General features: G+C 65.7%; 26 protein-coding genes and 1 other RNA gene. 12 read left to right on the top strand and 15 right to left on the bottom strand.

Going from position 1 to position 22,840, the window contains the following annotated elements:
- The first annotated feature begins 170 nt into the window (after positions 1 to 170).
- Together ACZ5TO_RS13170 and pyk are read left to right on the top strand one after the other, a co-directional pair.
- Entirely contained in the window at positions 171 to 647 is a 477-nt protein-coding gene (locus ACZ5TO_RS13170) for a DUF1036 domain-containing protein (protein WP_343059476.1), read from the top strand.
- Positions 647 to 2,086, top strand: coding sequence for a pyruvate kinase (gene pyk / locus ACZ5TO_RS13165; RefSeq protein ID WP_184144025.1), 1,440 nt, complete (start codon positions 647 to 649; stop codon positions 2,084 to 2,086). Before ACZ5TO_RS13170 ends, pyk begins: the two co-directional genes overlap by 1 nt.
- Positions 2,087 to 2,345: 259 nt before the next feature.
- Here pyk and ACZ5TO_RS13160 read toward each other — a convergent pair whose 3' ends face one another.
- The 5 genes from ACZ5TO_RS13160 to ACZ5TO_RS13140 all read right to left on the bottom strand — a co-directional run bounded on the left by ACZ5TO_RS13160 (position 2,346) and on the right by ACZ5TO_RS13140 (position 5,097).
- Positions 2,346 to 2,951 carry a hypothetical protein gene (locus tag ACZ5TO_RS13160; RefSeq protein ID WP_464798396.1) on the bottom strand — a complete coding sequence of 202 codons (606 nt, stop codon included), beginning with the start codon at positions 2,949 to 2,951 and terminating at the stop codon, positions 2,346 to 2,348.
- 83 nt (positions 2,952 to 3,034) lie between these two features.
- Positions 3,035 to 3,160, bottom strand: a complete 126-nt coding sequence (gene ykgO, locus ACZ5TO_RS13155) for a type B 50S ribosomal protein L36 (RefSeq protein WP_119256688.1) — start codon at positions 3,158 to 3,160, stop codon at positions 3,035 to 3,037.
- A 159-nt stretch (positions 3,161 to 3,319) separates the two neighbouring features.
- Positions 3,320 to 4,378, bottom strand: coding sequence for a 5-(carboxyamino)imidazole ribonucleotide synthase (locus tag ACZ5TO_RS13150; protein ID WP_464798395.1), 1,059 nt, complete (start codon positions 4,376 to 4,378; stop codon positions 3,320 to 3,322).
- Entirely contained in the window at positions 4,375 to 4,842 is a 468-nt protein-coding gene (purE, locus tag ACZ5TO_RS13145; protein WP_184144268.1) for a 5-(carboxyamino)imidazole ribonucleotide mutase, read from the bottom strand. Before purE ends, ACZ5TO_RS13150 begins: the two co-directional genes overlap by 4 nt.
- A gap of 51 nt (positions 4,843 to 4,893) precedes the next feature.
- A complete protein-coding gene (locus ACZ5TO_RS13140; RefSeq protein ID WP_184144031.1) occupies positions 4,894 to 5,097 on the bottom strand; it encodes a YdcH family protein in 204 nt (67 codons plus the stop codon).
- A gap of 218 nt (positions 5,098 to 5,315) precedes the next feature.
- Between ACZ5TO_RS13140 and ACZ5TO_RS13135 the strand changes: the two genes are divergently transcribed.
- Positions 5,316 to 5,489: a YdcH family protein gene (locus ACZ5TO_RS13135; protein WP_184144032.1), complete on the top strand. Its 174-nt coding sequence runs from the start codon at positions 5,316 to 5,318 to the stop codon at positions 5,487 to 5,489.
- 190 nt (positions 5,490 to 5,679) lie between these two features.
- On the opposite strand, the gene ACZ5TO_RS13130 is transcribed toward ACZ5TO_RS13135, so the two are convergent.
- Both ACZ5TO_RS13130 and ACZ5TO_RS13125 read right to left on the bottom strand, forming a co-directional pair.
- Positions 5,680 to 5,940 (bottom strand): ArsR/SmtB family transcription factor, encoded by a 261-nt coding sequence (locus ACZ5TO_RS13130; RefSeq protein ID WP_184144034.1) that lies wholly within the window; start codon positions 5,938 to 5,940, stop codon positions 5,680 to 5,682.
- Positions 5,941 to 6,002: 62 nt separating this feature from the next.
- Positions 6,003 to 6,773: a sulfite exporter TauE/SafE family protein gene (locus ACZ5TO_RS13125; protein ID WP_464798394.1), complete on the bottom strand. Its 771-nt coding sequence runs from the start codon at positions 6,771 to 6,773 to the stop codon at positions 6,003 to 6,005.
- Positions 6,774 to 6,867: 94 nt separating this feature from the next.
- Here ACZ5TO_RS13125 and ACZ5TO_RS13120 point away from each other — a divergent pair, with 94 nt between their 5' ends.
- Both ACZ5TO_RS13120 and ACZ5TO_RS13115 read left to right on the top strand, forming a co-directional pair.
- Positions 6,868 to 7,521, top strand: coding sequence for a thiamine phosphate synthase (locus tag ACZ5TO_RS13120; RefSeq protein WP_184144038.1), 654 nt, complete (start codon positions 6,868 to 6,870; stop codon positions 7,519 to 7,521).
- Between the two features lie 9 nt (positions 7,522 to 7,530).
- Positions 7,531 to 8,652, top strand: coding sequence for a tetratricopeptide repeat protein (locus tag ACZ5TO_RS13115; RefSeq protein WP_464798393.1), 1,122 nt, complete (start codon positions 7,531 to 7,533; stop codon positions 8,650 to 8,652).
- Positions 8,653 to 8,859: 207 nt separating this feature from the next.
- On the opposite strand, the gene ssrS is transcribed toward ACZ5TO_RS13115, so the two are convergent.
- The 3 genes from ssrS to ACZ5TO_RS13100 all read right to left on the bottom strand — a co-directional run bounded on the left by ssrS (position 8,860) and on the right by ACZ5TO_RS13100 (position 9,807).
- Positions 8,860 to 9,018, bottom strand: a non-coding RNA gene (ssrS, locus tag ACZ5TO_RS13110) — 6S RNA.
- Between the two features lie 112 nt (positions 9,019 to 9,130).
- A complete protein-coding gene (locus tag ACZ5TO_RS13105) occupies positions 9,131 to 9,502 on the bottom strand; it encodes a cell division protein ZapA (RefSeq protein WP_464798392.1) in 372 nt (123 codons plus the stop codon).
- A gap of 32 nt (positions 9,503 to 9,534) precedes the next feature.
- Positions 9,535 to 9,807, bottom strand: coding sequence for a DUF4164 domain-containing protein (locus ACZ5TO_RS13100; RefSeq protein ID WP_184144044.1), 273 nt, complete (start codon positions 9,805 to 9,807; stop codon positions 9,535 to 9,537).
- A gap of 328 nt (positions 9,808 to 10,135) precedes the next feature.
- Here ACZ5TO_RS13100 and tkt point away from each other — a divergent pair, with 328 nt between their 5' ends.
- From tkt to ACZ5TO_RS13085, 3 genes are all read left to right on the top strand, one after another.
- On the top strand, positions 10,136 to 12,118 hold the full coding sequence (tkt, locus tag ACZ5TO_RS13095; protein ID WP_184144046.1) for a transketolase: 1,983 nt from the start codon (positions 10,136 to 10,138) through the stop codon (positions 12,116 to 12,118).
- Positions 12,119 to 12,184: 66 nt separating this feature from the next.
- Positions 12,185 to 13,186 carry a type I glyceraldehyde-3-phosphate dehydrogenase gene (gap, locus tag ACZ5TO_RS13090; protein WP_184144048.1) on the top strand — a complete coding sequence of 334 codons (1,002 nt, stop codon included), beginning with the start codon at positions 12,185 to 12,187 and terminating at the stop codon, positions 13,184 to 13,186.
- Positions 13,187 to 13,262: 76 nt separating this feature from the next.
- The gene (locus tag ACZ5TO_RS13085) at positions 13,263 to 14,462 is read left to right on the top strand and encodes a phosphoglycerate kinase (RefSeq protein ID WP_464798391.1); all 1,200 of its coding nucleotides are present in this window, start codon (positions 13,263 to 13,265) and stop codon (positions 14,460 to 14,462) included.
- Positions 14,463 to 14,822: 360 nt separating this feature from the next.
- On the opposite strand, the gene ACZ5TO_RS13080 is transcribed toward ACZ5TO_RS13085, so the two are convergent.
- Entirely contained in the window at positions 14,823 to 14,978 is a 156-nt protein-coding gene (locus tag ACZ5TO_RS13080; protein WP_464798390.1) for a hypothetical protein, read from the bottom strand.
- Between the two features lie 141 nt (positions 14,979 to 15,119).
- On the opposite strand from ACZ5TO_RS13080, the gene ACZ5TO_RS13075 reads away from it, so the two are divergent.
- From ACZ5TO_RS13075 to rcdA, 3 genes are all read left to right on the top strand, one after another.
- Positions 15,120 to 16,391, top strand: a complete 1,272-nt coding sequence (locus ACZ5TO_RS13075) for an MFS transporter (RefSeq protein WP_184144052.1) — start codon at positions 15,120 to 15,122, stop codon at positions 16,389 to 16,391.
- Complete coding sequence (locus ACZ5TO_RS13070; protein WP_464798389.1) at positions 16,388 to 16,576, top strand: DUF1192 domain-containing protein; 189 nt, start codon at positions 16,388 to 16,390, stop codon at positions 16,574 to 16,576. The genes ACZ5TO_RS13075 and ACZ5TO_RS13070 overlap by 4 nt, the downstream gene beginning before the upstream one ends.
- Before the next feature lie 364 nt (positions 16,577 to 16,940).
- Complete coding sequence (gene rcdA / locus ACZ5TO_RS13065) at positions 16,941 to 17,459, top strand: protease adaptor protein RcdA (protein WP_184144054.1); 519 nt, start codon at positions 16,941 to 16,943, stop codon at positions 17,457 to 17,459.
- Between the two features lie 189 nt (positions 17,460 to 17,648).
- On the opposite strand, the gene ACZ5TO_RS13060 is transcribed toward rcdA, so the two are convergent.
- Both ACZ5TO_RS13060 and rpmE read right to left on the bottom strand, forming a co-directional pair.
- Positions 17,649 to 18,041, bottom strand: a complete 393-nt coding sequence (locus ACZ5TO_RS13060) for a DoxX family protein (protein ID WP_464798388.1) — start codon at positions 18,039 to 18,041, stop codon at positions 17,649 to 17,651.
- 278 nt (positions 18,042 to 18,319) lie between these two features.
- Positions 18,320 to 18,541: a 50S ribosomal protein L31 gene (gene rpmE, locus ACZ5TO_RS13055; RefSeq protein WP_023516320.1), complete on the bottom strand. Its 222-nt coding sequence runs from the start codon at positions 18,539 to 18,541 to the stop codon at positions 18,320 to 18,322.
- A gap of 190 nt (positions 18,542 to 18,731) precedes the next feature.
- On the opposite strand from rpmE, the gene ACZ5TO_RS13050 reads away from it, so the two are divergent.
- Positions 18,732 to 20,555, top strand: a complete 1,824-nt coding sequence (locus tag ACZ5TO_RS13050; protein ID WP_464798387.1) for an ABC transporter transmembrane domain-containing protein — start codon at positions 18,732 to 18,734, stop codon at positions 20,553 to 20,555.
- Between the two features lie 104 nt (positions 20,556 to 20,659).
- Here the strand turns inward: ACZ5TO_RS13050 and ACZ5TO_RS13045 are convergent, their stop codons facing one another.
- Both ACZ5TO_RS13045 and ACZ5TO_RS13040 read right to left on the bottom strand, forming a co-directional pair.
- Positions 20,660 to 21,691, bottom strand: coding sequence for a peptidoglycan -binding protein (locus tag ACZ5TO_RS13045; protein WP_184144270.1), 1,032 nt, complete (start codon positions 21,689 to 21,691; stop codon positions 20,660 to 20,662).
- 2 nt (positions 21,692 to 21,693) lie between these two features.
- Positions 21,694 to 22,752, bottom strand: coding sequence for a flagellar motor protein MotA (locus tag ACZ5TO_RS13040; protein WP_464798386.1), 1,059 nt, complete (start codon positions 22,750 to 22,752; stop codon positions 21,694 to 21,696).
- Positions 22,753 to 22,840: the final 88 nt, after the last annotated feature.

The following is a 22,840-nucleotide window of genomic DNA, read 5'->3' as shown; positions in this document are numbered from 1 at the left end:
CTTTCCGTGATCGCACGGGGCGAGCTTGCCTGCAAGGCGCAAGGCCTGCGGTTGCAGGATTGATTCCCCTCGTTGTCGTGAAAATGTAATCGATTAGTGTTGCGTTGACATTCATGCCCCGCCGTCGCAAGAAAGCGCATATTCAAATCAACGGAGTTCCATCGGAAGCCGTGAGAACCAAGAGCACCAGCCCGTTCTTCCCGAAAGCCGGCAGCCTTTTCCAGGCCGGCCTCTTCCTCCTTGCGGGTTTCTTCGCCCTTTCCGTGCCCGGTGAGGCCAGGGCCGAATTCCGCGTCTGCAACGGCACGCAGAACCTCGTCGGCGTCGCCATCGGCTACCGCGCCAAGGAAGGCTGGATCACCGAAGGCTGGTGGCAGGTGCCCGCCACGACCTGCGCGACCCTGATCGAGGGCGAGCTGCAGTCGCGCTACTACTATCTCTATGCCGAGGACGCCGCCCGCGGCGGCCGCTGGACCGGCGACGTCAACATGTGCGTCGCCGAGAACGAGTTCAAGATCACCGGCGTGAAGGACTGCTTCGCGCGCGGTTTCCAGCGCATGGGCTTCAAGGAATATGACACGGGGCGGCAGGGAAGCTGGATGGTACAGCTTTCAGACACGCCAGGGACGCAGGAAAGCCAGAACTGATGAGACGGAACAGAAAAGTCAAAATCCTCGCCACGCTCGGACCGGCATCGTCTGACGAGCAGATGATCCAGAAGCTGCATGAGGCAGGAGCAGACCTGTTCCGCATCAACATGAGCCATGCCAGCCACGACGTGATGCGCACGCTGATCAGCCGCATCCGGGCCGTCGAGGCCCGCTGCGGCCGGCCGATCGGCATCCTCGCCGACCTCCAGGGCCCGAAGCTGCGCGTCGGCAAGTTCGCCAACGGCTCGGAAGAGCTCAAGCCCGGCCAGACCTTCACGCTCGACAACAAGGACGTGCCCGGCGACAACACCCGCGTCTTCCTGCCCCATCCGGAAATCCTCGAAGCGGTCAAGCCCGGCCATCGCCTCTTGATCGACGACGGCAAGCTGCACCTTCGCGCCGAGAGCGCCGACGGCAAGTCCATCGTCTGCACCGTCATTTCCGGCACGAAGATCTCCGACCGCAAGGGCGTGAGCCTGCCCGACACGCTGCTCGGCGTCGGCGTGCTGACCGAGAAGGACCGCGTCGACCTCGATGCGGTGCTCGCGACCGGCAGCGTCGACTGGGTGGCCCTTTCCTTCGTCCAGCGCCCCGAAGACCTGGCCGAAGTGCGCAAGATCGCGCGCGGCCGCGTCGGCCTGATGTCGAAGATCGAAAAGCCTCAGGCCGTCGAGCGCATCGAGGAGATCATCGAGCTTTCCGACGCCCTCATGGTGGCGCGTGGCGACCTTGGCGTGGAAATGCCGCTGGAAGCCGTTCCGGGCATCCAGAAGCAGCTTATCCGCGCCTGCCGCCGCCAAGGCAAGCCGGTCGTCGTCGCAACCCAGATGCTGGAATCGATGATCTCCGCGCCGGTGCCGACCCGCGCCGAGGTCTCCGACGTCGCGACCGCCGTCTTCGAAGGCGCCGATGCCGTCATGCTGTCGGCCGAGTCGGCCTCCGGCGACTATCCGGTCGAAGCCGTCTCCACCATGGCCTCCATCGCCAGCAAGGTCGAGCGCGACCCGCACTATCCGGGTATCATCTATGCCCAGCGCTCGACGCCCGAAGCGACCGGCGCCGACGCCATCTCGCTTGCCGCCCGGCAGATCGCCGAGACGCTGAAGCTGTCGGCCATCGTCTGTTACACCTCGTCGGGCACGACGGGCCTGCGCGCGGCGCGCGAGCGGCCGGAAGTGCCGGTGCTGGCGCTCTCGCCGGTCATCGAGACGGCGCGGCGCCTCTCGGTCGTCTGGGGCCTGCACTGCGTCGTCACGGGCGATGCGACGGACCTCGACGACATGGTCAACCGCGCCTGCCGCATCGTCGTCAGCGAGGAATTCGGCAAGCCCGGCGACCGCATCATCATCTCGGCCGGCGTTCCGCTCGGCACGCCCGGCGCGACGAACATGCTGCGCATCGCCTACATCGCCGCCGACGGCGTCAGCGGCGTCTGAGCAGAGATTTCAGGCAATCCATCGAAGGCGGGCTCCGGCCCGCCTTTTTGATTCCGGCGCATTGGGAATGCCCCTCATCCGCCTGCCGGCACCTTCTCCCCGCAAGCGGGGCGAAGGGGATATGCCGCGATGTTTTCCTGCCCCTCTGTCGCTTCGTGAGGCAAGTCCCCTCTCCCCGCTTGCGGGGAGAGGGTTAGGGTGAGGGGCAAAGCGGCATATGCTGCCCTTGCAGGGAGGATACTGGCAGGCAGAGGGCGCTTTATGTGCGCTGGCCGGTCAGCTTCTCGGCGAGGTCGCCGTATTCCTTCTGCGCCTGCCGCTCGGTGGGGTAGACGTCGAGGAAGCGTTCCCAGGCTTTCAGGGCCATCTCGTCGCGGCCGGTCTGAGTCATGATGGCGGCGACGCCCGCGAGCGCGCCGAAGTGGCGGGGCTCGATCCGCAGCACCTGGTTGATGTCCGACATGGACTTGCGATAGTTGCCCATCTTGAAATGCAGCGTGGCGCGCTGGTTCCAGCCTTCGACATAGTCGGGCTTCAGGCGAATCGCCTCGTCGAGGAAATCGAGCGCGGCGGCATTGTTGTCCTCGCTCATCGCCTTGTCGGCCCACTGGATGAGGAGGTTGACGGTGGCGCTGCCGGAATCCTGCCATTCCCGGCGGATCCGGTCCGCGATGCCCTTGGCGGCATCCGTGTCGCGTTCGTGCTTCAATTCGGTAAAGAGCGCGTCGAGGCGCTGGGCCTGCGTGGGGAAGGTCCCGGCCTCGGCGGAGGCGGTCTGCGCCGATTGCGCGAGGACAGGGGCCGGCAGGGCGCCGGCAAGGCAAAGGCAGAGCGTGAGAAACACGAAAAGACGCATGGCGCTCATGGTAGAGCGCCTGCGCCGAACGTCAAACTGGTATTTTCGATCATCACTTCCCGCCCATGCGGAAAGACGACCCCTGCGCCCGATCAGCCCTGACGAGCCTTGAAGCGCGGGTTCTGCTTGTTGATGATGTAGACACGGCCCTTGCGGCGAACAAGGCGGTTCTCGCGGTGGCGGGCCTTGAGCGACTTGAGCGAATTCTTGATCTTCATTTTTCTGATCCGCGTATTGCAGGGCGACTCGAGTTCGCCGGATTTCCTCAATCAAAAACGCGCCGTTTCGGGCGCGCTTTCAGGTTGGCAGGCATGTACCGCGTGATATCCGGGCTGTCAACCGTGGGCGGCAGGTTTTCCAGCCTTCCACGGCCTGTTTCAGCCGGTGAGCCGCGTGACGTGGCCCATCTTGCGGCCGGGGCGGGCCTCGGTCTTGCCGTAGAGATGGACGAGCACGTCCGGCGTTTCGAGCCAGGCGGGAACGTCGTCGATGTCGTCGCCGATGAGGTTCTGCATCACGCAGTCCGAATGGCGGCGGGGGTCGCCGAGCGGGTGGCCGGAAACCGCGCGGATATGCTGCTCGAACTGCGAGACGATGCAGGCCGCCTCCGTCCAGTGGCCGGAATTGTGCACGCGCGGGGCGATCTCGTTGGCGACCAGCCCGCCGTCCGGCAGCACGAAGAACTCGACGCCGATGACGCCGACATAGGAAAGGCTGTCGAGGATCGCGCGCGCCGCCCTGCGGGCCTGGTCCGCCGTCGCCTCGCCGATGCGGGCGGGGAGCGTCGAGGTGTGCAGGATGCCGTTGCGGTGGACGTTCTCGGCGGGATCGTAGCAGGCGATGGTGCCGTTCGCGTCGCGCGCGGCGATGATGGAGATTTCCCGCTCGAAGGGCACGAGGCTTTCGAGGATGAGCGGCACGCCGCCGAGCGCCTCGAAGGCGCCCTCGCGGCTTTCGGCCGGCGAGCGGAACAGGCGCTGGCCCTTGCCGTCATAGCCGAGCCGGCGGGTCTTCAGGACGCCGACGCCGCCGAAGCGGTCGAGTGCGGCCTCGAGGTCCGCCTGGCTGTCCACGGCGGCGAAATCGGCGGTCGGGATGGCACAGTCGCGGATGAAGCTCTTTTCGACGAGGCGGTCCTGCGAGACCTCCAGCGCGCGCGGCGGCGGATAGACTGGAACGGACTGCGCCAGCATCGCGGCGGCGGAAACGGGCACGTTCTCGAATTCGTAGGTCACGACGTCCGAAAGGCGGGCAAGCTCCGCCAGTGCCTCGGCGTCGTCATAGGCCGCGATGATCTGGGCGTTGGCGACCTGTGCGGCCGGGCAATCGGCCTGCGGCTCCAGGACGACGGTGCGGAAATTCAGCCGGGCGGCCGCCATAGCCAGCATGCGGCCGAGCTGGCCGCCGCCGATGATGCCGATCGTCTTCGCGCTCATAGGGGGCCGTCCACGGGATATTCGGCAACGGCATTCGACTGCTGCTCGCGCCATTCATCGAGGCGGTGGGCAAGCTCGGGATCGCCGAGGGCAAGGACGGCTGCGGCAAGCAGCGCGGCGTTGACCGCGCCCGCCCGGCCGATGGCGAGCGTGCCGACGGGAATGCCGGCCGGCATCTGCACGATGGAAAGCAGGCTGTCCTGCCCGGACAGCGCCTTGGACTGGACGGGAACGCCGAAGACCGGCAGCGGCGTCATGGCCGCGGCCATGCCGGGAAGGTGCGCCGCCCCGCCCGCGCCGGCGACGATCACCTTGAAGCCCTCCGCCTTGGCGCCGCGCGCGAAGCTGTAGAGCCGGTCCGGCGTGCGGTGGGCCGAGATGATGCGCGCCTCGTAGTCGACGCCGAGCGCATCGAGCGTATCGGCAGCGTTCTTCATCGTCTCCCAGTCGGACTGGCTTCCCATGATGATGGCGACGGGGGGCGTTTCTGTCGTGTCCAAGGCGTCTCGTCCGTTTCAGGCGATGATGTCGGGAATGATCTGGTCTTCCAGCTTGGAGATCTTGTCCTTCAAGATCAGCTTCTTTTTCTTCATGCGCTGGATTCTGAGGGCTTCGCAGCCGGTCTGGATCATGGCGTTGATCGCGGTGTCGTAGTCTTCGTGCTCCTGGCGCAGCCGTGCAACGGCAAGCCGCAATTCAGCCTGATCCTGGTCTGCCATGCTATTCGTTCCCCGTCTTCCCGGTTGCGGGCCGGTTCGCCGCCCCGCAGCCTCCATGAAGGCTGCTCCTACCACGAAAGCCCCGGTAACGGGAAGTTATCCCTCGCCACGTTTTCGCCTTCGACAAATGAAAAATGACATGGCACACTCGTACTGTTGCAACCTGGACCACCCGGCACGCAAGTGACCGGGTGCAAGCAAAAGGAAGGAACTGTCACATGTCGATTGAGGCCCATCTGGCAACGCTCGAAAAGAAGCATTTCGCTCTGGAAGAAGAGCTGCATGCCGCAATGAACCGCCCCTCCGCGGAGGACCAGTCGATTGCGGATCTCAAGCGTCGCAAGCTGCGCATCAAGGATGAGATCGAGCGCCTTCGCTCGACGGCTCACTGAAAAGACAGGGATTTTTCCAAGGATTTTCGAAAGGGAAGACGGTCGCGGGAATGGCAGCTCCGTATGGAGCGCAGGGTTACGAGCCCGTCTGGCGAAACCGCCCCTTGATACGAAATCATAATTTCCGTCCGCCCCGGCCTGCTCGATCAGCATGCCGGGGCGCTGTGTTTCAGGATGGGACAGGCGGGGCCTACGACCAGAACTGGTCGAGCCAGAGATTGAGCCGGTCGAAGCCGCGCGCGTTGATCGCGTAGACGCGCTTCGTGCCTTCCGCCTTCACGCTCACGAGATTGGAATCGAGCAGCGCCTTCAGGTGCTGCGAGACGGCCGGGCGGCTGATCGGCAGGCCCTGCGAAAGCTCGTTCACGGTGCGCGGGGCGCGGCGCAGCTCCTCCAGCAGGAACCTGCGGTTGGGATCGGCAATCGCAGCGAAGGGGTCCGGGTGCGCCATGGCCGGACGCTAGGGCAAACCCGCGGTTGCGGCAAGCCTTTTGTGCGGGTGCGAAGAGGCCGTCAGAAGAAGGCGAGCGCGCCGTCCCAGGCGAGCTTCAGGCCGGCGATGAAGGCCATGGCATACATGAAGGGATAGAAGACATCCGGCTTCATGCGCTTGACGGCGAAGCCGCCAAAGGCAGTGGCGGCAATGGCGAGCGGCATGAGCGTGGCGGAGATCGCGAGGTTTTCCGTATCGAGCTGGCCGAGGGCGAAATAGGGGCCGAGCTTGATGAAGTTGAGGATCGCGAAGAAGCGCACGGCCGCACCGGTATAGTTGCGCGGCGGCAGCGCCAGCGGCAGGGCGTAGACCTGGAAGGGCGCGCCCCCGGCATGGGCGACGAAGCTGCCGTAGCCCGAAAGCGTGCCGAAGAGGGCGGCCGGCAGCAGCCGGTGGGTCTTGGCCTGCAGCACATGGCCGTGGCGCGCCCGCCAGCCGATGTAGAAATAGCGCAATGCGAACAGCACGGTGATGACGCCGATGATGAGCCGCAGCGCATCGCGCGGCACGGAGGCCGAGGTCGCCCAGCCGATGGCGATGCCGGCGAGGGCGCCGGGCAGCAGCATCTTCAGGAGCGTGCGGTCGTTGTGGTGGCGCCAGGTCCAGAGCGCGACGCCGTCCATCACCACGAGGATCGGCAGCAGGATGGCGGCCGCCTGCACGGGCGGCACGGCCATGGCCAGCAGCGGCACGCCCATGAGGGCGAGCGCTTCCCCCATGCCGCCTTTCGTCAGCCCGACGAGGAGGACGGCGGGGATGGCGGCATAGTAGATGGAGGGGTCGATGGACATGGAAGGCGGTTGATCCTGTTCGTCCTTCCGTCTATCCGCTTTGATCTGTTATGACGAGCCCTGAACATTTGCAATCCGAGGGAAGTACCCATCCATGTCCGATGCCGAGAAACGCTGCCGCCTGGTGCTGATCCTTCCCGAGGGCGAGGACCTTGCCGCGCGCGCGGCGATGCTGGAAGGAGCGCTCAGGGGCGGTGACGTCGCCTCGGTGATCCTGCCGCAATACGGGCTCGACGACGGGCAGTTCCAGAAACATGCCGAGGCGCTGGTGGCGATCGTGCAGCAGGCGGGCGCGGCGGCGCTCGTTGCGGGCGACACGCGCGTTGCCGGCCGGGCGAAGGCCGACGGCATCCATGTGACGGGCGGGCTGGAAGAGCTTGCCGAGGCGGTGGAGAAGTTCACGCCCAAGCTCATCGTCGGCGGCGGCAACGCGACCGACCGCCACAAGGCGCTGGAGGTCGGCGAGGTGCAGCCCGACTACGTCTTCTTTGGCAAGATCGGCGGCGACATCAAGCCGGAGGCGCATCCCAAGAACCTTGCGCTCGCCGAATGGTGGGCCTCGATGATCGAGATCCCCTGCATCGTGCTCGGCGGCACGGATCCGCAGTCGGCGCTTGCCGTCGCCGAGAGCGGCGCGGAGTTCGTGGCGCTCGACAAGGCGGTCTTCGCCGATCCCGCGCAGGCGCCCCATGTGGTCGCCGCCGTCAATGCGCTGCTTGACGAAAAAGCGCCACGGTTTGGGCAATAGTAGGCAGCCATGAAGAGGGCAGTCCTTTCGCATGCTTGCCGTATCGCGCTGTTGGCGGGTCTCGCCGCGGCTGCGCCCGCCGTTGCCCAGACGGTGAAGAAGGGGCCGGCCGTCACCGCGGACACGGCCGCGACCGCCGAGGATACGGCAAAGGACGCGCAGCCCGACGCGACCGAGGCGACGGCCGGGGAGGCCGGCAAGGACACGCCGGCCGTGGAACCTTCCGGCGGCCTCACGGTGCTGGAGCGCATGGGCGCCGACCTGCCGGACCTTCCCAAGGAAAAGCCGTTCACCGGCAAGATCGACGAGGCTTACGGCGCCTTCCAGCGCGGCCGTTATCTCACGGCGATGGACCTTGCCCTGCCGCGTGCCCAGCTCGGCGACCCGGCGGCCCAGACGCTCGTCGCGGAAATCCTCGACCGCGGCCTCGGCGTCAAGCGCGACCGCGACCAGGCGATGTTCTGGTACGAGCAGGCGGCCAACGGGGGCGATCCCACCGGCATGTTCAAATATGCCGTTCTCCTCATGGAGCATTCGCGCTCCAAGGAGGACCGCAAGAAGGCCGACGAACTGATGAAGAAGTCGGCCGACCTCGGCAATGCCTCGGCGCAGTTCAATTACGCGCAGGTGCTGGTGGCCGACAATCCGGGCGACAAGGGCCTACGCGCGGCGCTGCCCTACTACGAGAAATCCGCAGAGCAGGGCATCGCGGATGCGCAATACGCGCTCTCGCAGATCTACCTCAACCTGAAGGACCTGCCGGAGGAGAAGACGAAGCGGGCGCGCGAATGGCTGCTGCGCGCCGCAAGGGCCGGCTACGACACCGCCCAGCTCGACCTCGGCATGTGGCTGGTGAACGGCACGGCCGGCGAGCGCGACTACGAGGCCGGCTTCAACTGGATGAAGCGCGCGGCCGAGGGCGGCAACGCCGTCGCCCAGAGCAAGCTCGCCCAGCTCTACATCCACGCCATCGGCACCAAGTCCGATCCGATCCAGGCGGCGAAATGGTTCGTTCTCGCCCGCCGCGCCGGGTTGAACGACCCGTCGCTGGAGGACTTCTACCTCGGCCTCACCGAAGCCCAGCAGAAGGCGGCGATCGACGCGGCGAACAAGTACCGCTCGGGGTCGTGACACTTCCCCGCCGTCATGGTCGGGCTTGACCCGAGGATCCACCCTGCAGGCGCGGACGTTCCGTGAGGATGGATGGTCGGGTCAAGCCCGACCATGACGAAGGAGAGGGGGGGGGGAGGCACGCCGGCTTCGGCAGTCGCCCGCAATTGGGCAAGGACTGTACCGGCAAATCGCCCGAGGCCGGGCGTTCACGCCAGATCTGAAGAAGTACGATCCGCGACGACCGATGGAGATTTACGATCCTGGGTGCCTACAAACGTAGGTGGGCACCGTGTGACCAAGCCCACGGGCCGGGTCAGGGACAGCTCCCTTTGGATCGAGTATGGCCCCAGGGATTGTGGTTCCTGTCGGGAAGCGCAGACCGCATCCGACATATAGGATGAAAGCGATGCTTTCGCCAGTGGCAATTCCGGGAGCATTTTCAGCAAAAGTGCGAAGCGGTTTTGCGTCCGGAAATGCGCAGAAGCAAAGCCCCGGGTCAGTTGACGGGCGGCTTGCCGTTGAGCTTGGCCGCCATGCCCTGGATCTGGCCGGTGAGCTCGGTCAGCGCAAGCGCGATCGCCTCCTCGTTGCGCGAGACCTCGCTCATCACGCTCTCGCGGCCCTTGCGCAGTTCCTCGGTTTCCTTTTCCAGCCTGGCAAGGCGTCGGGTGATCTCGTTCAGCTCGTCCATCACCATGATGCCGGCCATGACGGTGATGCGCAGGTCCCCGATCTCGCCGAACTGGCTTTTCAGGTGACCGACATAGCGGTCGAAGCCGGCGGCCAGCTCCTCCAGATGGCCCTCCTGGCCCTCTTCGCATGCCATGCGATAGGCCTTGCCATCGATCTGTACGGTCACCTGTGCCATGCGGGAATGTCCTGATTGCGGAGAATGCGGCGTTAACGGTCGAGCACGGCCCGGATCGTCTCCATGGCGGTGACGAGCCGCCGGGAGACCTCGCGGTTGACCTCCTCCAGGCGGTTGGCGCGGAATTCGGACTGGTCGAGTTCCTGGGCGAGCCGCGAACGGTCGGCATTGACGCGCCGCACCTCGCCTTCCACCTCGCCGTGCTCGCGTTCCCGGTCGAAGCGCATGTCGAGCGCGTTGTCGAGGCTCGCTATCGCCCTGCGAAGCTCCTCGATCGCCGCCCTGACTGTTTCCCCGTTCGTCATAAAGCCTTCACCGGCATACTCAAATACGCGAATCGCCGCCGCCAGCGCCGGTTCCTTTCGATTGACAGTATTCAACTGCTGCCCCGAGCGTCAACAGCGCGGCGAGGCGGGCCTGAAAAGCCGCTGTGGATCAGCCGTGCGCAAGGCGGAAAAGGGCTTCGCGCGCACCCCCGCCGGACGGCCCGGAAAAGTCGCCGCCAGCGGCGCTCAAGTGCCGCAGGAACGGCCGAATTCGTTGACTTAGACGGGTGACCTGCTATGTGTCAGCCGCTTCCAACCGATACCCGAGCGGCGTCGGCCCTGACACCCCGAAGAATACGGAACAGTCATGATCTCTCGCGAAAAACACGACCGGATGGCGAATGCAATTCGCTTCCTTTCCATGGATGCCGTGGAGAAGGCGAACTCCGGCCATCCCGGCCTGCCCATGGGCGCAGCAGACATCGCAACGGTTCTCTTCACCCGCTTCCTCTCCTTCGATCCGAAGAACCCGTCCTGGCCGAACCGCGACCGCTTCGTGCTGTCGGCCGGCCACGGTTCGATGCTGCTCTATTCGCTCCTCTACCTCACGGGCTACGAGGACATCACGATCGACGAGATCAAGAATTTCCGCCAGCTCGGCTCGCGCACGGCCGGCCACCCGGAATACGGCCACGCCGCCGGCATCGAGACGACGACCGGCCCGCTCGGCCAGGGCATCGCCAATTCCGTCGGCATGGCGATCGCCGAGCGCAAGCTGCGCGAGGAATTCGGCTCCGACCTCATCGAGCACTATACCTATGCGCTCGTCGGCGACGGCTGCCTCATGGAAGGCATCAGCCAGGAAGCCATCTCGCTCGCCGGCCACCTGAAGCTCAACAAGCTGATCGTGTTCTGGGACGACAACAACATCTCCATCGACGGCCCGATCTCGATTGCCGACTCGACCGACCAGCACGCCCGCTTCCGCGCCAGCCAGTGGCACACGATCGCCGTCGACGGCCATGATCCCGACGCCATCGCCGCCGCCATCGAGGAAGCGCAGAAGTCCGACAAGCCGACCATGATCGCCTGCAAGACGACCATCGGCTTCGGCGCGCCGAACAAGGCCGGCACGCACAAGGTCCACGGCTCGCCGCTCGGCGCGGAAGAAATCGCCGCCACGCGCAAGGCGCTGAACTGGGAAGCGGAACCCTTCGTCGTTCCCTCCGACGTGCTCGACGCCTGGCGTCTCGCCGGCCTTCGCGCCACCAAGGCCGAGAAGGAATGGGGCGCGCGCCTCGAAAAGACGGAAGCCGGCAAGAAGGCCGAGTTCATCCGCCGCTTCGCCGGCGAGCTGGAAGGCAGCCTCGAGCCGGCAATCGCCGCCTACAAGCAGAAGCTCGCCGAGACGAAGCCGAACCCGGCCACCCGCAAGGCCTCGGAAGACGCGCTGGAAGTCATCAACGGCGTTCTTTCCGAAACCATCGGCGGCTCGGCCGACCTCACCGGCTCCAACAACACCAAGACCAGCCAGACGAAGTCGATCACCCCGAACGATTTCTCCGGCCGCTACCTCCACTACGGCGTGCGCGAGCACGGCATGGCGGCGGCGATGAACGGGATCGCGCTGCATGGCGGCCTTATCCCCTATTCCGGCGGCTTCCTGATCTTCTCGGACTACTGCCGTCCGTCGATCCGCCTCGCGGCCCTGATGGGCATCCGCGTCATCCATGTGCTGACGCACGATTCCATCGGCCTTGGCGAAGACGGCCCGACCCACCAGCCGGTCGAGCAGCTTGCGGCGCTGCGCGCCATCCCGAACCTCCTCGTCTTCCGCCCGGCCGACGCCACGGAGACGGTGGAGTGCTGGCAGCTCGCGCTCGAAAGCCATAACCGTCCGTCGGCCCTGGCGCTCACCCGCCAGAACCTGATGCCGGTTCGCCTGGAATACGAGGAAGAGAACCTGTGCGCCCGCGGCGCCTACGATCTCGTCTCGGCGAGCGACGCGCAGGTGACGATCTTCGCCTCCGGCTCGGAAGTCGAGATCGCCGTCAAGGCGCAGCAGACGCTGTCGGCCAAGGGCATTTCCACCCGCGTCGTCTCCGTGCCCTGCGTCGAGCTCTTCGCCGAGCAGCCGGAAGCCTACCAGCAGGCGGTCATCGGCAATTCGCCGGTCAAGATCGCCGTCGAGGCCGCCATCCGCCAGGGCTGGGACCACCTCATCGGCTCGGACGGCATCTTCATCGGCATGTCCTCCTTCGGCGCGTCCGGCCCCTACAAGGAGCTGTACAAGCACTTCGGCATCACGCCGGAAGCCGTCGTCGCCGCGGCGGAAGCCAAGCTTTCCTGATTGCCGCGGGCGCGGTTTCCCGCCGCGCCTGCCCGCCACCCTTTTACTGACAGGGAGAAACCCGAAATGACTGTTAAAGTTGCCATCAACGGCTTCGGCCGCATCGGCCGCAACGTGCTGCGCGCCATCATCGAATCCGGCCGCACCGACATTGAGGTCGTCGCCATCAACGACCTCGGCCCGGTCGAGACGAACGCGCACCTGCTGCGCTACGATTCCGTTCACGGCAAGTTCCCCGGCACCGTCACCGTTTCCGGCGACACGATCGACGCCGGCCGCGGCCCGATGCGCGTCACCGCGATCCGCGACCCGAAGGAACTGCCCTGGGGCGACGTCGACATCGCGCTGGAATGCACCGGCCTCTTCACCACGAAGGAAAAGGCTTCCGCCCACCTTGCCAACGGCTCCAAGCGCGTCATCGTCTCGGCCCCGTGCGACGGCGCCGACAAGACCATCGTCTTCGGCGTCAACCACAACACGCTGACCAAGGACGACCTCGTCATCTCGAACGCGTCCTGCACGACGAACTGCCTTGCACCGGTCGCCTATGTCCTCGACAAGGCCTTCGGCATCGAGAAGGGCTACATGACGACGGTTCACTCCTATACGGGTGACCAGCCGACGCTCGACACCATGCACAAGGACCTCTACCGCGCCCGCGCGGCCGCCCTTTCCATGATCCCGACCTCGACGGGCGCCGCCAAGGCCGTCGGCCTCGTGCTGCCGCAGCTCAAGGGCAAGCTCGACGGCTCGGCCATCCGCGTGCCGACCCCGAACGTCTCGGTCGTCGACCTGAAGTTCGTGCCGAAGCGCAACGTCACGGCCGAGGAAGTCAACGCCGCCGTCAAGGCTGCCGCCGAAGGCGAGCTGAAGGGCATCCTCGACTACGTCACGGGCCCGCTCGTCTCGGTCGACTTCAACCACGACAGCAACTCCTCGAACTTCGCCGCCGACCAGACCAAGGTCCTCGACGGCAACCTCGTGCGTATCCTCTCCTGGTACGACAACGAATGGGGCTTCTCGAACCGCATGTCCGACACGGCCGTCGCGCTCGGCAAGCTGATCTAAGCCACGACACGAAGCACCCGGGCAGCGATGTCCGGGTGTTTTTTCTTGACCAGACGCCACATTCAGGAGCCGCGCCATGACCTTCAAGACCCTCGACAACCTCACCGACATCGCCGGCAAGCGCGTGCTCGTCCGCGTCGATCTCAACGTGCCGGTGAAAGACGGCAAGGTCACCGATGCGACCCGTATCGAGCGCGTCGCGCCCACCATCGCGGAGCTGTCGAAGAAGGGCGCCAAGGTCGTCCTGCTCGCCCATTTCGGCCGCCCGAAGGGTGAGGTCGTCGCCGACATGTCGCTGAAGCAGATCCTTCCCGCCGTGAATGCCGTGCTCGGCACGAGCGTCCACTTCGCCTCCGACTGCATCGGTGAGGCGGCCGCTGCCGCCATCGCGTCCATGCACAACGGCGATATCCTGCTCCTCGAAAACACCCGCTTCCACAAGGGTGAGGAGAAGAACAATCCGGACTTCACCGCCGCGCTTGCCGCCAACGGCGACATCTACGTCAACGACGCCTTCTCGGCCGCCCACCGCGCGCATTCCTCGACGGAAGGCCTTGCCCACCTGCTTCCGGCCTATGCCGGCCGCACCATGCAGGCCGAGCTGGAGGCGCTGGAAAAGGGCCTCGGCAATCCGGCCCGGCCGGTCGTCGCCATCGTCGGCGGCGCGAAGGTCTCCACCAAGATCGACCTTCTCATGAACCTCGTGAAGAAGGTCGACGCGCTGGTCATCGGCGGCGGCATGGCGAACACGTTCCTCGCCGCCCGCGGCACCAATGTCGGCAAGTCGCTCTGCGAGCACGACCTTGCCGATACCGCCAAGCAGATCATGATCGAGGCCGCGACGGCGACCTGCGCCATCGTGCTGCCGGAAGACGGCGTCGTCGCCCGCGAGTTCAAGGCGAATGCCGAGAACGAGGTGGTCGACGTCAGCGCCATCCCGGCCGACGCCATGATGCTCGACGTCGGCCCGAAGACGGTGGAAGCCGTCAAGGACTGGATCTCGCGCGCGGCGACGCTCGTGTGGAACGGCCCGCTCGGCGCCTTCGAGATCGCGCCCTTCGACGCCGCCACGGTGGCCGCCGCAAAGCATGCCGCCGCGCGCACGAAGGAAGGCAAGCTCGTCTCCGTCGCCGGCGGCGGCGATACGGTCGCCGCCCTCAACCATGCCGGCGTCGCGGACGATTTCACCTATGTCTCGACCGCCGGCGGTGCCTTCCTTGAATGGATGGAAGGCAAGCCCCTGCCGGGCGTCGACGTCCTCAAGCAGCAGAAATGACGCCGGCCCCTTGCGCTTCGGCGTGGATCGCCTACATTCCTGTTTAACGTCAACGAACAGAAAGGAAGGTGATCCAATGTCTAATGAGATTTCGGTCTTGGTTTCGGGCATGGGAATTGTGGTGAACGAAACGAGGCAGCCCTCGTTCTGATCCCCGCCTTCCTTCGGGCCGCAAGGCCCGGGTCCGCACCGGACCAAACCTCATGGGGGCCACCTTCGGGTGGCCCTTTTGCGTTTGTGGCCGGACGCTGTCCCCCCTCGGTCGTCATCCTCGGGCCTGACCCGAGGATCTACCACCACGGCACGAGGGAGGATGGATGCTCGGGTCAGGCCCGAGCATGACGGAGGAGAGGTTTTCTACTAAGGCCGGATCAGCACCGTCAGCATCATCAGCGCGATGGCGAGGACGGCGATCTTCCAGAAATCGGCACGGCGGCGCAGGCCCGGCAGGCCGATGGGCCGGATGACGTGCAGCAGCATGGCGGCGAGCAGGAGGGCAGGAAGGATTTTCGACATGGCGGTCCTTCCTGTCATACCGCGGACAATTTTCCAAGCGATCAGCGCCGGATCTGAAAATCGTGCCTTCGACACCTTTCCATCTGGCAATCGTCAACAGGTGCGCTATTCCTTTGCCATTGGCGAAACTGCGGAAAACCCATGCGAAAAAACCTCATATCCGTCTTCGCGCTTCTGACGGGCACGCTGTTCCTGTTCCTCGGCAACGGCCTGCACGGCCTTCTCCTGCCGATGCGCGGCGCCTTCGAGGGATATGCGACGACGATGCTCGGCCTGCTCGGCACGTCCTGGGCGACGGGCTTCGTGCTCGGCTGCCTCATGGCGCCCACCATCGTCAAGCGCATCGGCCATGTCCGCGCCTTTTCCGGTTTCGCCGCGCTGATCGCCATCATCGCGCTTCTGACGGGCATGCTGGTCGATCCCTTCTGGTGGATCGCGCTGCGCGCCGTCACCGGCTTTTCCATCGCCGGCACGTCGATGATCATCGAAAGCTGGCTCAACGAGCGGGCGACCAACGAGAGCCGCGGCCTCATCTTCTCGCTCTACATCGCCATCACGCTGATCGGCACGGTCGGCGGCCAGATGACGGTGGCGCTCGGCGACGTGACGACGCCGCTGCTCTTCATGCTGGCCGGCATCCTCTATTGCCTCGCCATGCTGCCGACGACGCTCTCCACCGCGGCCTCGCCGCAGCCGCTCAAGCAGGTGAAGCTCGATATCCCGGCGCTTTACCGCACCTCGCCCATCGCCTGCGTCGGCATCATGCTGATCGGCATCGCCAACGGCGCCTTCGGCACGCTCGGCGCGGTGTTCGGCGCCAATGCCGGCCTTTCCTCCGGCACCATCGCCGTGATGATGAGCTCGGCGATCTTCGCCGGCGCCGTCATGCAGCTCCCGGCCGGCCGCGTCTCGGACCGGGTGGACCGCCGCCTCGTGCTGGCGGTGCTGGCGGCCGTCGCCGCGGCGGCGGGTCTTTCGCTCTTCGTCTTCCAGCCGGCCTCGGTGGCGGTGCTCCTGACGCTTACCGCGGTCTACGGCGCGACGGCCAACGCGCTCTATCCGATCGCCGTCTCGCATGCCAACGACTTCGCCAGCCCCGAGGATTTCGTGAAGGTCTCCGGCGGCCTCCTGCTGCTCTACGGCATCGGCACGATCATCGGCCCGACGCTCGGCGGCCCGATCATGTCGGCGGTCGGCCCCTATGCGCTCTTCATGGTGACCTGCTGGGCGCATATCCTGATCACCGCCTATGCCATCATCCGTAGCCGCCGGCGCGCCGCGAAGCCCGCGGACATGCGCGATGCCTACACCACCATCAACCCCGGCACGCTCACCACGCCGGAAAGCCTTCAGCTTTCGCCGCGTGCCCAGCCGCAGGCCGCCGACGAGCAACAGGAGGAACGGACGGAATGAGCCTCTTCGACGACGACCGCCCCGCGAAAAAGATCGCGCACGAGATCGGCAGCGAACTGTCGCTGCTTTCGGTGGACGAGCTTTCCGCGCGAATAGCACTTCTCAAGGAAGAGATCGCCCGGCTGGAGGCGGAAAAGATGAAGAAGGGCGCGAGCCGCTCGGCGGCCGAAAGCCTGTTTCGCTGATCGGGACTGGCCGAAAAGGCACAGGCGCGGGCAAAAAGGCAATAAAGTTAACCGGCCATTAAGCCTTATACCTTATTACTTGCCTATCCGGTCCTTCCGGATTCAGACATTTTCGCCGCTTGGGGAATCGGTCTGATTTTCTCCCTGTTTTACCTTGAGAGCCGCTTCCCGCGGCTCTTTTTTTGTTTGCCGGCGGCGCGCGGAAAGGGTGTCCCGAAAGAATTGTGGAGATTAACCCTTTCTTAAGAATGCCCTTGCGCGAATTAGGTTATGGGATCATCCTCAAGACATAGATCGGTCACCTGGAACACCTCGGGCCGTGTATCCGTTACCTGCAAGTCATGCGTTCAACAGGGATGAAACCATGTCCGAAAGAGGATTGAATACCGTCAGCTTCGCTGGCCACGTTGCGTCGTCGGCGCAGTTCAAGTCCCTGTACGCAGAGGGCATGGGTCTGGTCGAGGAAACGGCAAGCTATCTCGACGGTGTCGGCCGGCAGGCCTCCAAGGTTCTTCCGCGCATGGCTTCGGTGCTCTATGCGGCCGAATCGATGCGGCTGACCACCCGCCTGATGCAGATGGCCTCCTGGCTGCTGCTCCAGCGCGCCGTCAACAACGGCGAGATGAGCCGCGACCAGGTGCTTTCGGAAAAGAGCAAGGTGCGCCTCGACAGCTTCAACGTCGACAAGACGGCGCCCGGCTGGAACGACCTGCCGGAAGCCTTCCGCGACCTCATCGAGCGCTCGCTGCGCCTGCAGAACCGCATCGCGCTGCTCGACCGCGAAATCTACCGTCCGCAGGACGTCCAGACCTTCCAGCCGGACAACGAGAACAGCGTCAAGGCCCAGCTCAACCTGTTGCAGACGGCGTTCGGGAACAACTGAGCAGCACGCACAAGAGCCGTAAACCTCTCTTTCGTCATGGCCGGGCTTGACCCGACCATCCACGCTCCGGCACGCCGATGGATACTCCGGTCGGTGACGTCGGGGGAGGCGGAGGTCGATTGACAAACGGAACCCGGCTTCGGCCGGGTTTTTGTCGATTGGCAATGCGCGCCGGGCGGGCGCCCGCCTTCAGGGAAGGTAGGCGAAGATACCCGATGGCACGCCGCCGAAAAGGGATAATGCGCCCGGGCCGATCGCGGCGAGCGCAAAGAAACCGCCCGCCATCGTTGCGTTCTTCAGGAATTCGGTGATGTTTCCCCTATGGGCGTCATACCCTGTGACGAGGCACCAAAGGCCGAGCAGGACGCCTGCCGTGTGCGCCGGATAGCCGAGAACCACCGCCAGTCCGCCGACGAGCTCGCACACGCCGATCAGGTAGGCGAAGAAGGTGGCCTCAGGCAGGCCCAGGGCCTGAAGCCCCGGCACCAGTTTCGCTTCCCCGCCGCGTAGCTTCAATACACCCCAAGCGATGAACGGCACTCCAAGGAATAACCGTGCAATGAAAAGACCTTCGTCGTGCATGTGGCTTGTCCCCCATCCAGCTGGCCGTTGCGGGCAGGCTCGGCATGAAGCCTACCCTCCAGGTGTCATCACGAAGCAAGTAGCATACCAGCTGGAGCCGCTCGTATTTTCAAGCCGATAACGAGGAGGAGACGATGGGGGCGGACGATATGTCCGGCAGAGAAGTGACAAATTGTCCCTGCTGCCGTCTTCTTCCGGCCCGATCGGCGGTTCTGACGGCAGACAACAAAAAAACCCGGCCGAAGCCGGGTTTTTCAAATTCGTCCGAAGCGGGCGGCTTAGAGGCCGAGGCCTTCGAAGCGCTTCTTGAACTTGGAGACGCGGCCGCCGCGGTCCATGAGCTGCTGGTTGCCGCCCGTCCAAGCCGGATGGGACTTCGGGTCGATTTCCAGGTTCATCGTCGCGCCTTCCGAACCCCAGGTCGAGCGGGTTTCGTACTCGGTGCCGTCGGTCATGACGACCTTGATCGTGTGGTATGCGGGATGAATATCAGCCTTCATGACAACTTTCCTGCCTGTTCCGGGGGCCATTTGTCGCAACCGATTGCGACAGGGCGGCCAAAGACGTAAATGAAGCCGCGGCCGGTCGGACCTGCGGCTTCCCAATTCGATGGCGAGCCTATACATGAAGGCCGTCTGGATAACAAGAGCCGAAAGACAATTCGTGCCGCAAGGCGCTGGAAACGGGGGTATGGTGTCCACAGACAGACAGACAGTCGCGGCGGAGAAAACAGCGCGCCGCAGCATTCGCCCCCTCGGCCGGCTCGGCCCTTATCTCCGACGGTATCGCGGCCTCGTCGCTGGCGCCCTCGTCGCCCTCGTGCTTGCCGCCGTCACGACGCTCGTGCTGCCGGTCGCCGTGCGGCGGATGATCGACCACGGCTTCTCCAGCGCGGATGCCGGCTTCATTAACACCTATTTCACGATGCTCTTCGTGCTGGCGGGCCTGCTCGCGCTGGCGAGCGCCATGCGCTACTATTTCGTCATCACGCTCGGCGAGCGCATCGTGGCGGACCTGCGCCGCGAGGTCTTTGCCCATGTGACGAAGCTCTCGCCCGCCTTCTTCGACGTCAACCAGTCCGGCGAGATCGTCTCGCGGCTGACGGCCGACACGACGCAGATCAAGTCCGCCGTCGGCGCCACCGCCTCGGTCGCCCTGCGCAACCTCATCCTGTGTCTCGGGGCCATCGCCATGATGGTCTATACGAGCCCCAAGCTCTCCAGCCTCGTCATCGGCGCCATTCCGATCATCGTCTTCCCGCTCGTCGCCTTCGGCCGCTCCGTGCGCCGCCGTTCGCGCGAGGCGCAGGATACGCTGGCCGCCGCCTCGGCCTATGCGGGCGAGGCGATCGGCGCCACCCGCACGCTCCAGGCCTTCAACGCGGAAGACGCCGCCCGCGCGCGCTTCTTCGGCTCCGTCGAGAGCGCCTACGAGGCGGCCCGCTCGGCGATCCGCGCCCGTTCGCTTCTGACGGGCTTCGCCATCGCCATGATCTTCGGCTCGGTCGTCGCCGTGCTGTGGTTCGGCGCGCGGGACGTGCTTGCCGGCAACCTTTCGGCCGGCACGCTCGGCCAGTTCCTGCTCTATGCCGTCTTTGCCGCCGGCAGCCTCGGCGCGCTTTCGGAAGTCTGGGGCGAGCTGTCGCAGGCCGCGGGCGCCGCCGAGCGCCTCACCGAGCTCCTCGCCGAGCCGCCGGCCATCACCGCGCCGGCAAACCCGGTCGCCCTGCCGGTGCCCGCGCGCGGGGAGCTTGCCTTCCGCGACGTGCATTTCTCCTATCCGGCCCGGCCCGGCTATCGCAGCATCAACGGCCTCAGCTTCACCGTGAAGCCGGGCGAGACGGTCGCCGTCGTCGGCCCGTCGGGCGCCGGCAAGAGCACGATCCTGTCGCTCGTGCTGCGCTTCTACGATCCCGATTCGGGTGCGGTGCTGCTCGACGGCGTCGATCTTCGCGCCGCCGATCCGGAAGAGCTGCGCCGCCGCATCGCGCTGGTGCCGCAGGATGTCACCATCTTCGCCGCGACGATCCGCGACAACATCGCCTTCGGCATGACGGGCGTCAGCGACGAGGCCGTGCACGCGGCGGCACGGGCGGCGCAGGCGGAAGAGTTCATCGCCCGGCTCGACAAGGGCTACGACACGATGGTCGGCGAGCGCGGCGTCACGCTTTCCGGCGGCCAGCGCCAGCGCATCGCCATTGCCCGCGCGATCCTCAAGGATGCGCCGCTGCTGCTCCTCGACGAAGCGACCTCCGCGCTCGACGCGGAAAGCGAGACGCTGGTGCAGACGGCGCTCGACGGGCAGATGGGCAAGCGCACGACGATCGTCATCGCCCACCGGCTCGCGACGGTCCTGAAGGCCGATCGCATCCTCGTCATGGAGGCGGGCCGCGTGGTGGAGGAGGGCACGCACCAGTCGCTCATCCAGCAGGGCGGCCTTTATGCCCGTCTAGCGCGGTTGCAGTTCGACCATGGCGGCCAGGCCTTCCTCGGCGAGGAGCGCGCCGCCGGCTGAGGGCGCCTCTTGCCGCGGCGTACGGGCACCCTATCCTGAGGTGGCAGACTTCATGTCACCCGGGAGGAAACAATGTGGCATTCTCGACGATCACCCGGCGCTGCCTACTTCTCCGTGAGCTTCAATTCGATGCGGCGGTTGGTGGCGCGGGCCGCGTCGTCGTCGCCTTCGGCGATCGGCTGGAATTCGCCGAAGCCGGCGGCGACGAGCCGGTTGGCGGGCACGCCGTTGGCGATGAGGTATTTGACCACCGAGGTCGCGCGGGCGGAGGAAAGCTCCCAGTTGTCGCGGTAGCGCCCGGTGCCGGAGAGCGGCACGTTGTCCGTATGGCCATCGACGCGCAGCACCCAGTTGATCTCGGCGGGGATTTCCTTGGCAAGGTCGATGAGCGCGGCGGCGAGCTTGCGCATCTCTTCCTGGCCGGCCGGGTTGAGATCGCTGCTGCCGGAGGGGAACAGCACTTCCGACTGGAAGACGAAGCGGTCGCCGACAATGCGGATGTTCTCGCGGTCGGAGAGGATTTCGCGCAGGCGCCCGAAGAAATCCGAGCGGTAGCGGTTGAGCTCCTGCACGCGCTGGGCAAGCGCCACGTTGAGGCGGCGGCCGAGATCGGCGATCTTGGCCTGCGAGTTCTTGTCCTTGGCCTCTGAGGCCTGCAGGGCCTCCTCCACCGCGGCGATCTGGCTGCGCAGCGCGGCGATTTGCTGGTTCAGCAGCTCGATTTGGCTCATCGCGCGGGCGCTCACCTGCTTTTCGGTGTCGAGCTCGCCTTCGAGCGTGGCGACGCGGGCATTGGCCGCGCCCGCGGCGCCGGCGCCGCTGTCGAGAAGCTGCTGGAGGCGCGTGCGGTCGCTCTCCGACTGGGCGAGCGAGGCCTGCAGGTTGGCGAGCGCATCTTCCAGGTCCTGCTTGCCGCTCTTTTCCAGCGCGAGAAGCTGCGTCAGCTCGTTGATCTGGCTCGTCAGGCGGTTCAGCACGTCATCCTTGCCGGAAATCTCGCGGCTGAGGAAGAACTGCGCCAGCACGAAGACGGTGAGCAGGAACATGATGGCGAGCAGCAGCGTCGACAGTGCGTCGACGAAGCCGGGCCAGTAATCGATGGTGCGGTGGCTCCGCCTGTTGCGCGCAAGCGCCATCGTCATTCGCCCCCGGATGTGTGGGCTTTTTCAGCGGCGGCGCGCTCGGCCTTTTCGCCGCTGCGCGCGGCAAGGCGGTCGAGCGTGCGGCGAAGGGCCTTCGCCTCCTCCTGCTGCGCCTCGATCCAGTCGCGCAGCATCTGCTGCTCGCTGCGCATGTTCTTGACGAGGCCCTGGATGCCTTCGGCAAGGCTGGCCATGGCGGCGGTCGAGCGGCTGCTGCCGCCCTCCTGCGCGAGCTTCAGGATCTGCTCGGCGAGCGCCTGCACGTCCGTCCCGGCGCCCTCGACGGCCGGCTGGAATTCCGAGCCGACATCGGTGACGGAGGAGAGCCAGTTTTCCAGTTCCGTATAGAAGCGGTTCTGCGCGCGGCCGGCCTGCAGGTCGAGGAAGCCGAGGATGAGCGAGGAGGAGAGGCCGAAGAGCGACGTGGAGAAGGCCGTGCCCATGCCGGTGAGCGGCGCGGAGAGGCCCTGCTTCAAGGCGGTCAGGATATCGTTCGCGGTGCCGTTGCCGGCGTCGAGCGACTGGATGACCGCGCTGATCGAGCCGATGGTGCCGAGCAGGCCCCAGAAGGTGCCGAGCAGGCCGAGGAAGACGAGAAGGCCGATGAGGTAGCGGGACGTGTCGCGCGATTCGTCGAGGCGCGTGGCGATGGAATCGAGGATCGAGCGCAGCGTCGCCGTCGACAGCGCCACCGAATGGTGCCGGCCGATCAGGGCGCGCATCGGGGCGAGGAGCACGGGGTCGCGCCCGACCTTCTCGGCGCTTCCGGCCGCGCGGAAGGAGTTGAACCAGCGCACCTCGGGCCGCAGCGCCAGCACATGGTTGAAGACCAGCAGGATGCCGATCAGCAGCACGCCGAGGATGAGGCCGTTGAGGCCGGGATTGCTGAGGAAGGCGGCCTGCGCCTGGCGGAAGAGGATCGCGGCGACGAAGCCGACGATGATCAGGAAGATCACCATCGTCCAGAAGAACGCCATGGGGCTCGAGAGCTTGTGGGGGTAGTCGTCCGAGGTCTCGGCCGATCCTCCCCAGCCCGACAGCGCCAGCTTAGCCATGTAGTCGCATCTCCGCTTACCCGATGGGGGCGGAGACTAGAGGAAGATTGCGCCGAATTGAAGGGCCAGCGGGCAACAGCGGCGCGGG

The organism is Shinella sp. Sh6 (assembly GCF_055392685.1).
The sequence above is the reverse complement of the archived record's forward strand: the minus strand, read 5'-3'. Positions and strand labels throughout refer to the sequence as shown.

What these genes read in the sequence shown, in the direction of transcription:
- pyk (WP_184144025.1), top strand. Translation starts at nt 647, where the DNA reads ATGAGACGGAACAGAAAAGTCAAAATCCTCGCCACGCTCGGACCGGCA.
- ACZ5TO_RS13160 (WP_464798396.1), bottom strand. Translation starts at nt 2,951, where the DNA reads ATGAGCGCCATGCGTCTTTTCGTGTTTCTCACGCTCTGCCTTTGCCTT.
- ykgO (WP_119256688.1), bottom strand. Translation starts at nt 3,160, where the DNA reads ATGAAGATCAAGAATTCGCTCAAGTCGCTCAAGGCCCGCCACCGCGAG.
- ACZ5TO_RS13150 (WP_464798395.1), bottom strand. Translation starts at nt 4,378, where the DNA reads ATGAGCGCGAAGACGATCGGCATCATCGGCGGCGGCCAGCTCGGCCGC.
- purE (WP_184144268.1), bottom strand. Translation starts at nt 4,842, where the DNA reads ATGGGAAGCCAGTCCGACTGGGAGACGATGAAGAACGCTGCCGATACG.
- ACZ5TO_RS13140 (WP_184144031.1), bottom strand. Translation starts at nt 5,097, where the DNA reads ATGGCAGACCAGGATCAGGCTGAATTGCGGCTTGCCGTTGCACGGCTG.
- ACZ5TO_RS13135 (WP_184144032.1), top strand. Translation starts at nt 5,316, where the DNA reads ATGTCGATTGAGGCCCATCTGGCAACGCTCGAAAAGAAGCATTTCGCT.
- ACZ5TO_RS13130 (WP_184144034.1), bottom strand. Translation starts at nt 5,940, where the DNA reads ATGGCGCACCCGGACCCCTTCGCTGCGATTGCCGATCCCAACCGCAGG.
- ACZ5TO_RS13125 (WP_464798394.1), bottom strand. Translation starts at nt 6,773, where the DNA reads ATGTCCATCGACCCCTCCATCTACTATGCCGCCATCCCCGCCGTCCTC.
- ACZ5TO_RS13120 (WP_184144038.1), top strand. Translation starts at nt 6,868, where the DNA reads ATGTCCGATGCCGAGAAACGCTGCCGCCTGGTGCTGATCCTTCCCGAG.
- ACZ5TO_RS13115 (WP_464798393.1), top strand. Translation starts at nt 7,531, where the DNA reads ATGAAGAGGGCAGTCCTTTCGCATGCTTGCCGTATCGCGCTGTTGGCG.
- ACZ5TO_RS13105 (WP_464798392.1), bottom strand. Translation starts at nt 9,502, where the DNA reads ATGGCACAGGTGACCGTACAGATCGATGGCAAGGCCTATCGCATGGCA.
- ACZ5TO_RS13100 (WP_184144044.1), bottom strand. Translation starts at nt 9,807, where the DNA reads ATGACGAACGGGGAAACAGTCAGGGCGGCGATCGAGGAGCTTCGCAGG.
- tkt (WP_184144046.1), top strand. Translation starts at nt 10,136, where the DNA reads ATGATCTCTCGCGAAAAACACGACCGGATGGCGAATGCAATTCGCTTC.
- gap (WP_184144048.1), top strand. Translation starts at nt 12,185, where the DNA reads ATGACTGTTAAAGTTGCCATCAACGGCTTCGGCCGCATCGGCCGCAAC.
- ACZ5TO_RS13085 (WP_464798391.1), top strand. Translation starts at nt 13,263, where the DNA reads ATGACCTTCAAGACCCTCGACAACCTCACCGACATCGCCGGCAAGCGC.
- ACZ5TO_RS13080 (WP_464798390.1), bottom strand. Translation starts at nt 14,978, where the DNA reads ATGTCGAAAATCCTTCCTGCCCTCCTGCTCGCCGCCATGCTGCTGCAC.
- ACZ5TO_RS13075 (WP_184144052.1), top strand. Translation starts at nt 15,120, where the DNA reads ATGCGAAAAAACCTCATATCCGTCTTCGCGCTTCTGACGGGCACGCTG.
- ACZ5TO_RS13070 (WP_464798389.1), top strand. Translation starts at nt 16,388, where the DNA reads ATGAGCCTCTTCGACGACGACCGCCCCGCGAAAAAGATCGCGCACGAG.
- rcdA (WP_184144054.1), top strand. Translation starts at nt 16,941, where the DNA reads ATGTCCGAAAGAGGATTGAATACCGTCAGCTTCGCTGGCCACGTTGCG.
- ACZ5TO_RS13060 (WP_464798388.1), bottom strand. Translation starts at nt 18,041, where the DNA reads ATGCACGACGAAGGTCTTTTCATTGCACGGTTATTCCTTGGAGTGCCG.
- rpmE (WP_023516320.1), bottom strand. Translation starts at nt 18,541, where the DNA reads ATGAAGGCTGATATTCATCCCGCATACCACACGATCAAGGTCGTCATG.
- ACZ5TO_RS13050 (WP_464798387.1), top strand. Translation starts at nt 18,732, where the DNA reads ATGGTGTCCACAGACAGACAGACAGTCGCGGCGGAGAAAACAGCGCGC.
- ACZ5TO_RS13045 (WP_184144270.1), bottom strand. Translation starts at nt 21,691, where the DNA reads ATGGCGCTTGCGCGCAACAGGCGGAGCCACCGCACCATCGATTACTGG.
- ACZ5TO_RS13040 (WP_464798386.1), bottom strand. Translation starts at nt 22,752, where the DNA reads ATGGCTAAGCTGGCGCTGTCGGGCTGGGGAGGATCGGCCGAGACCTCG.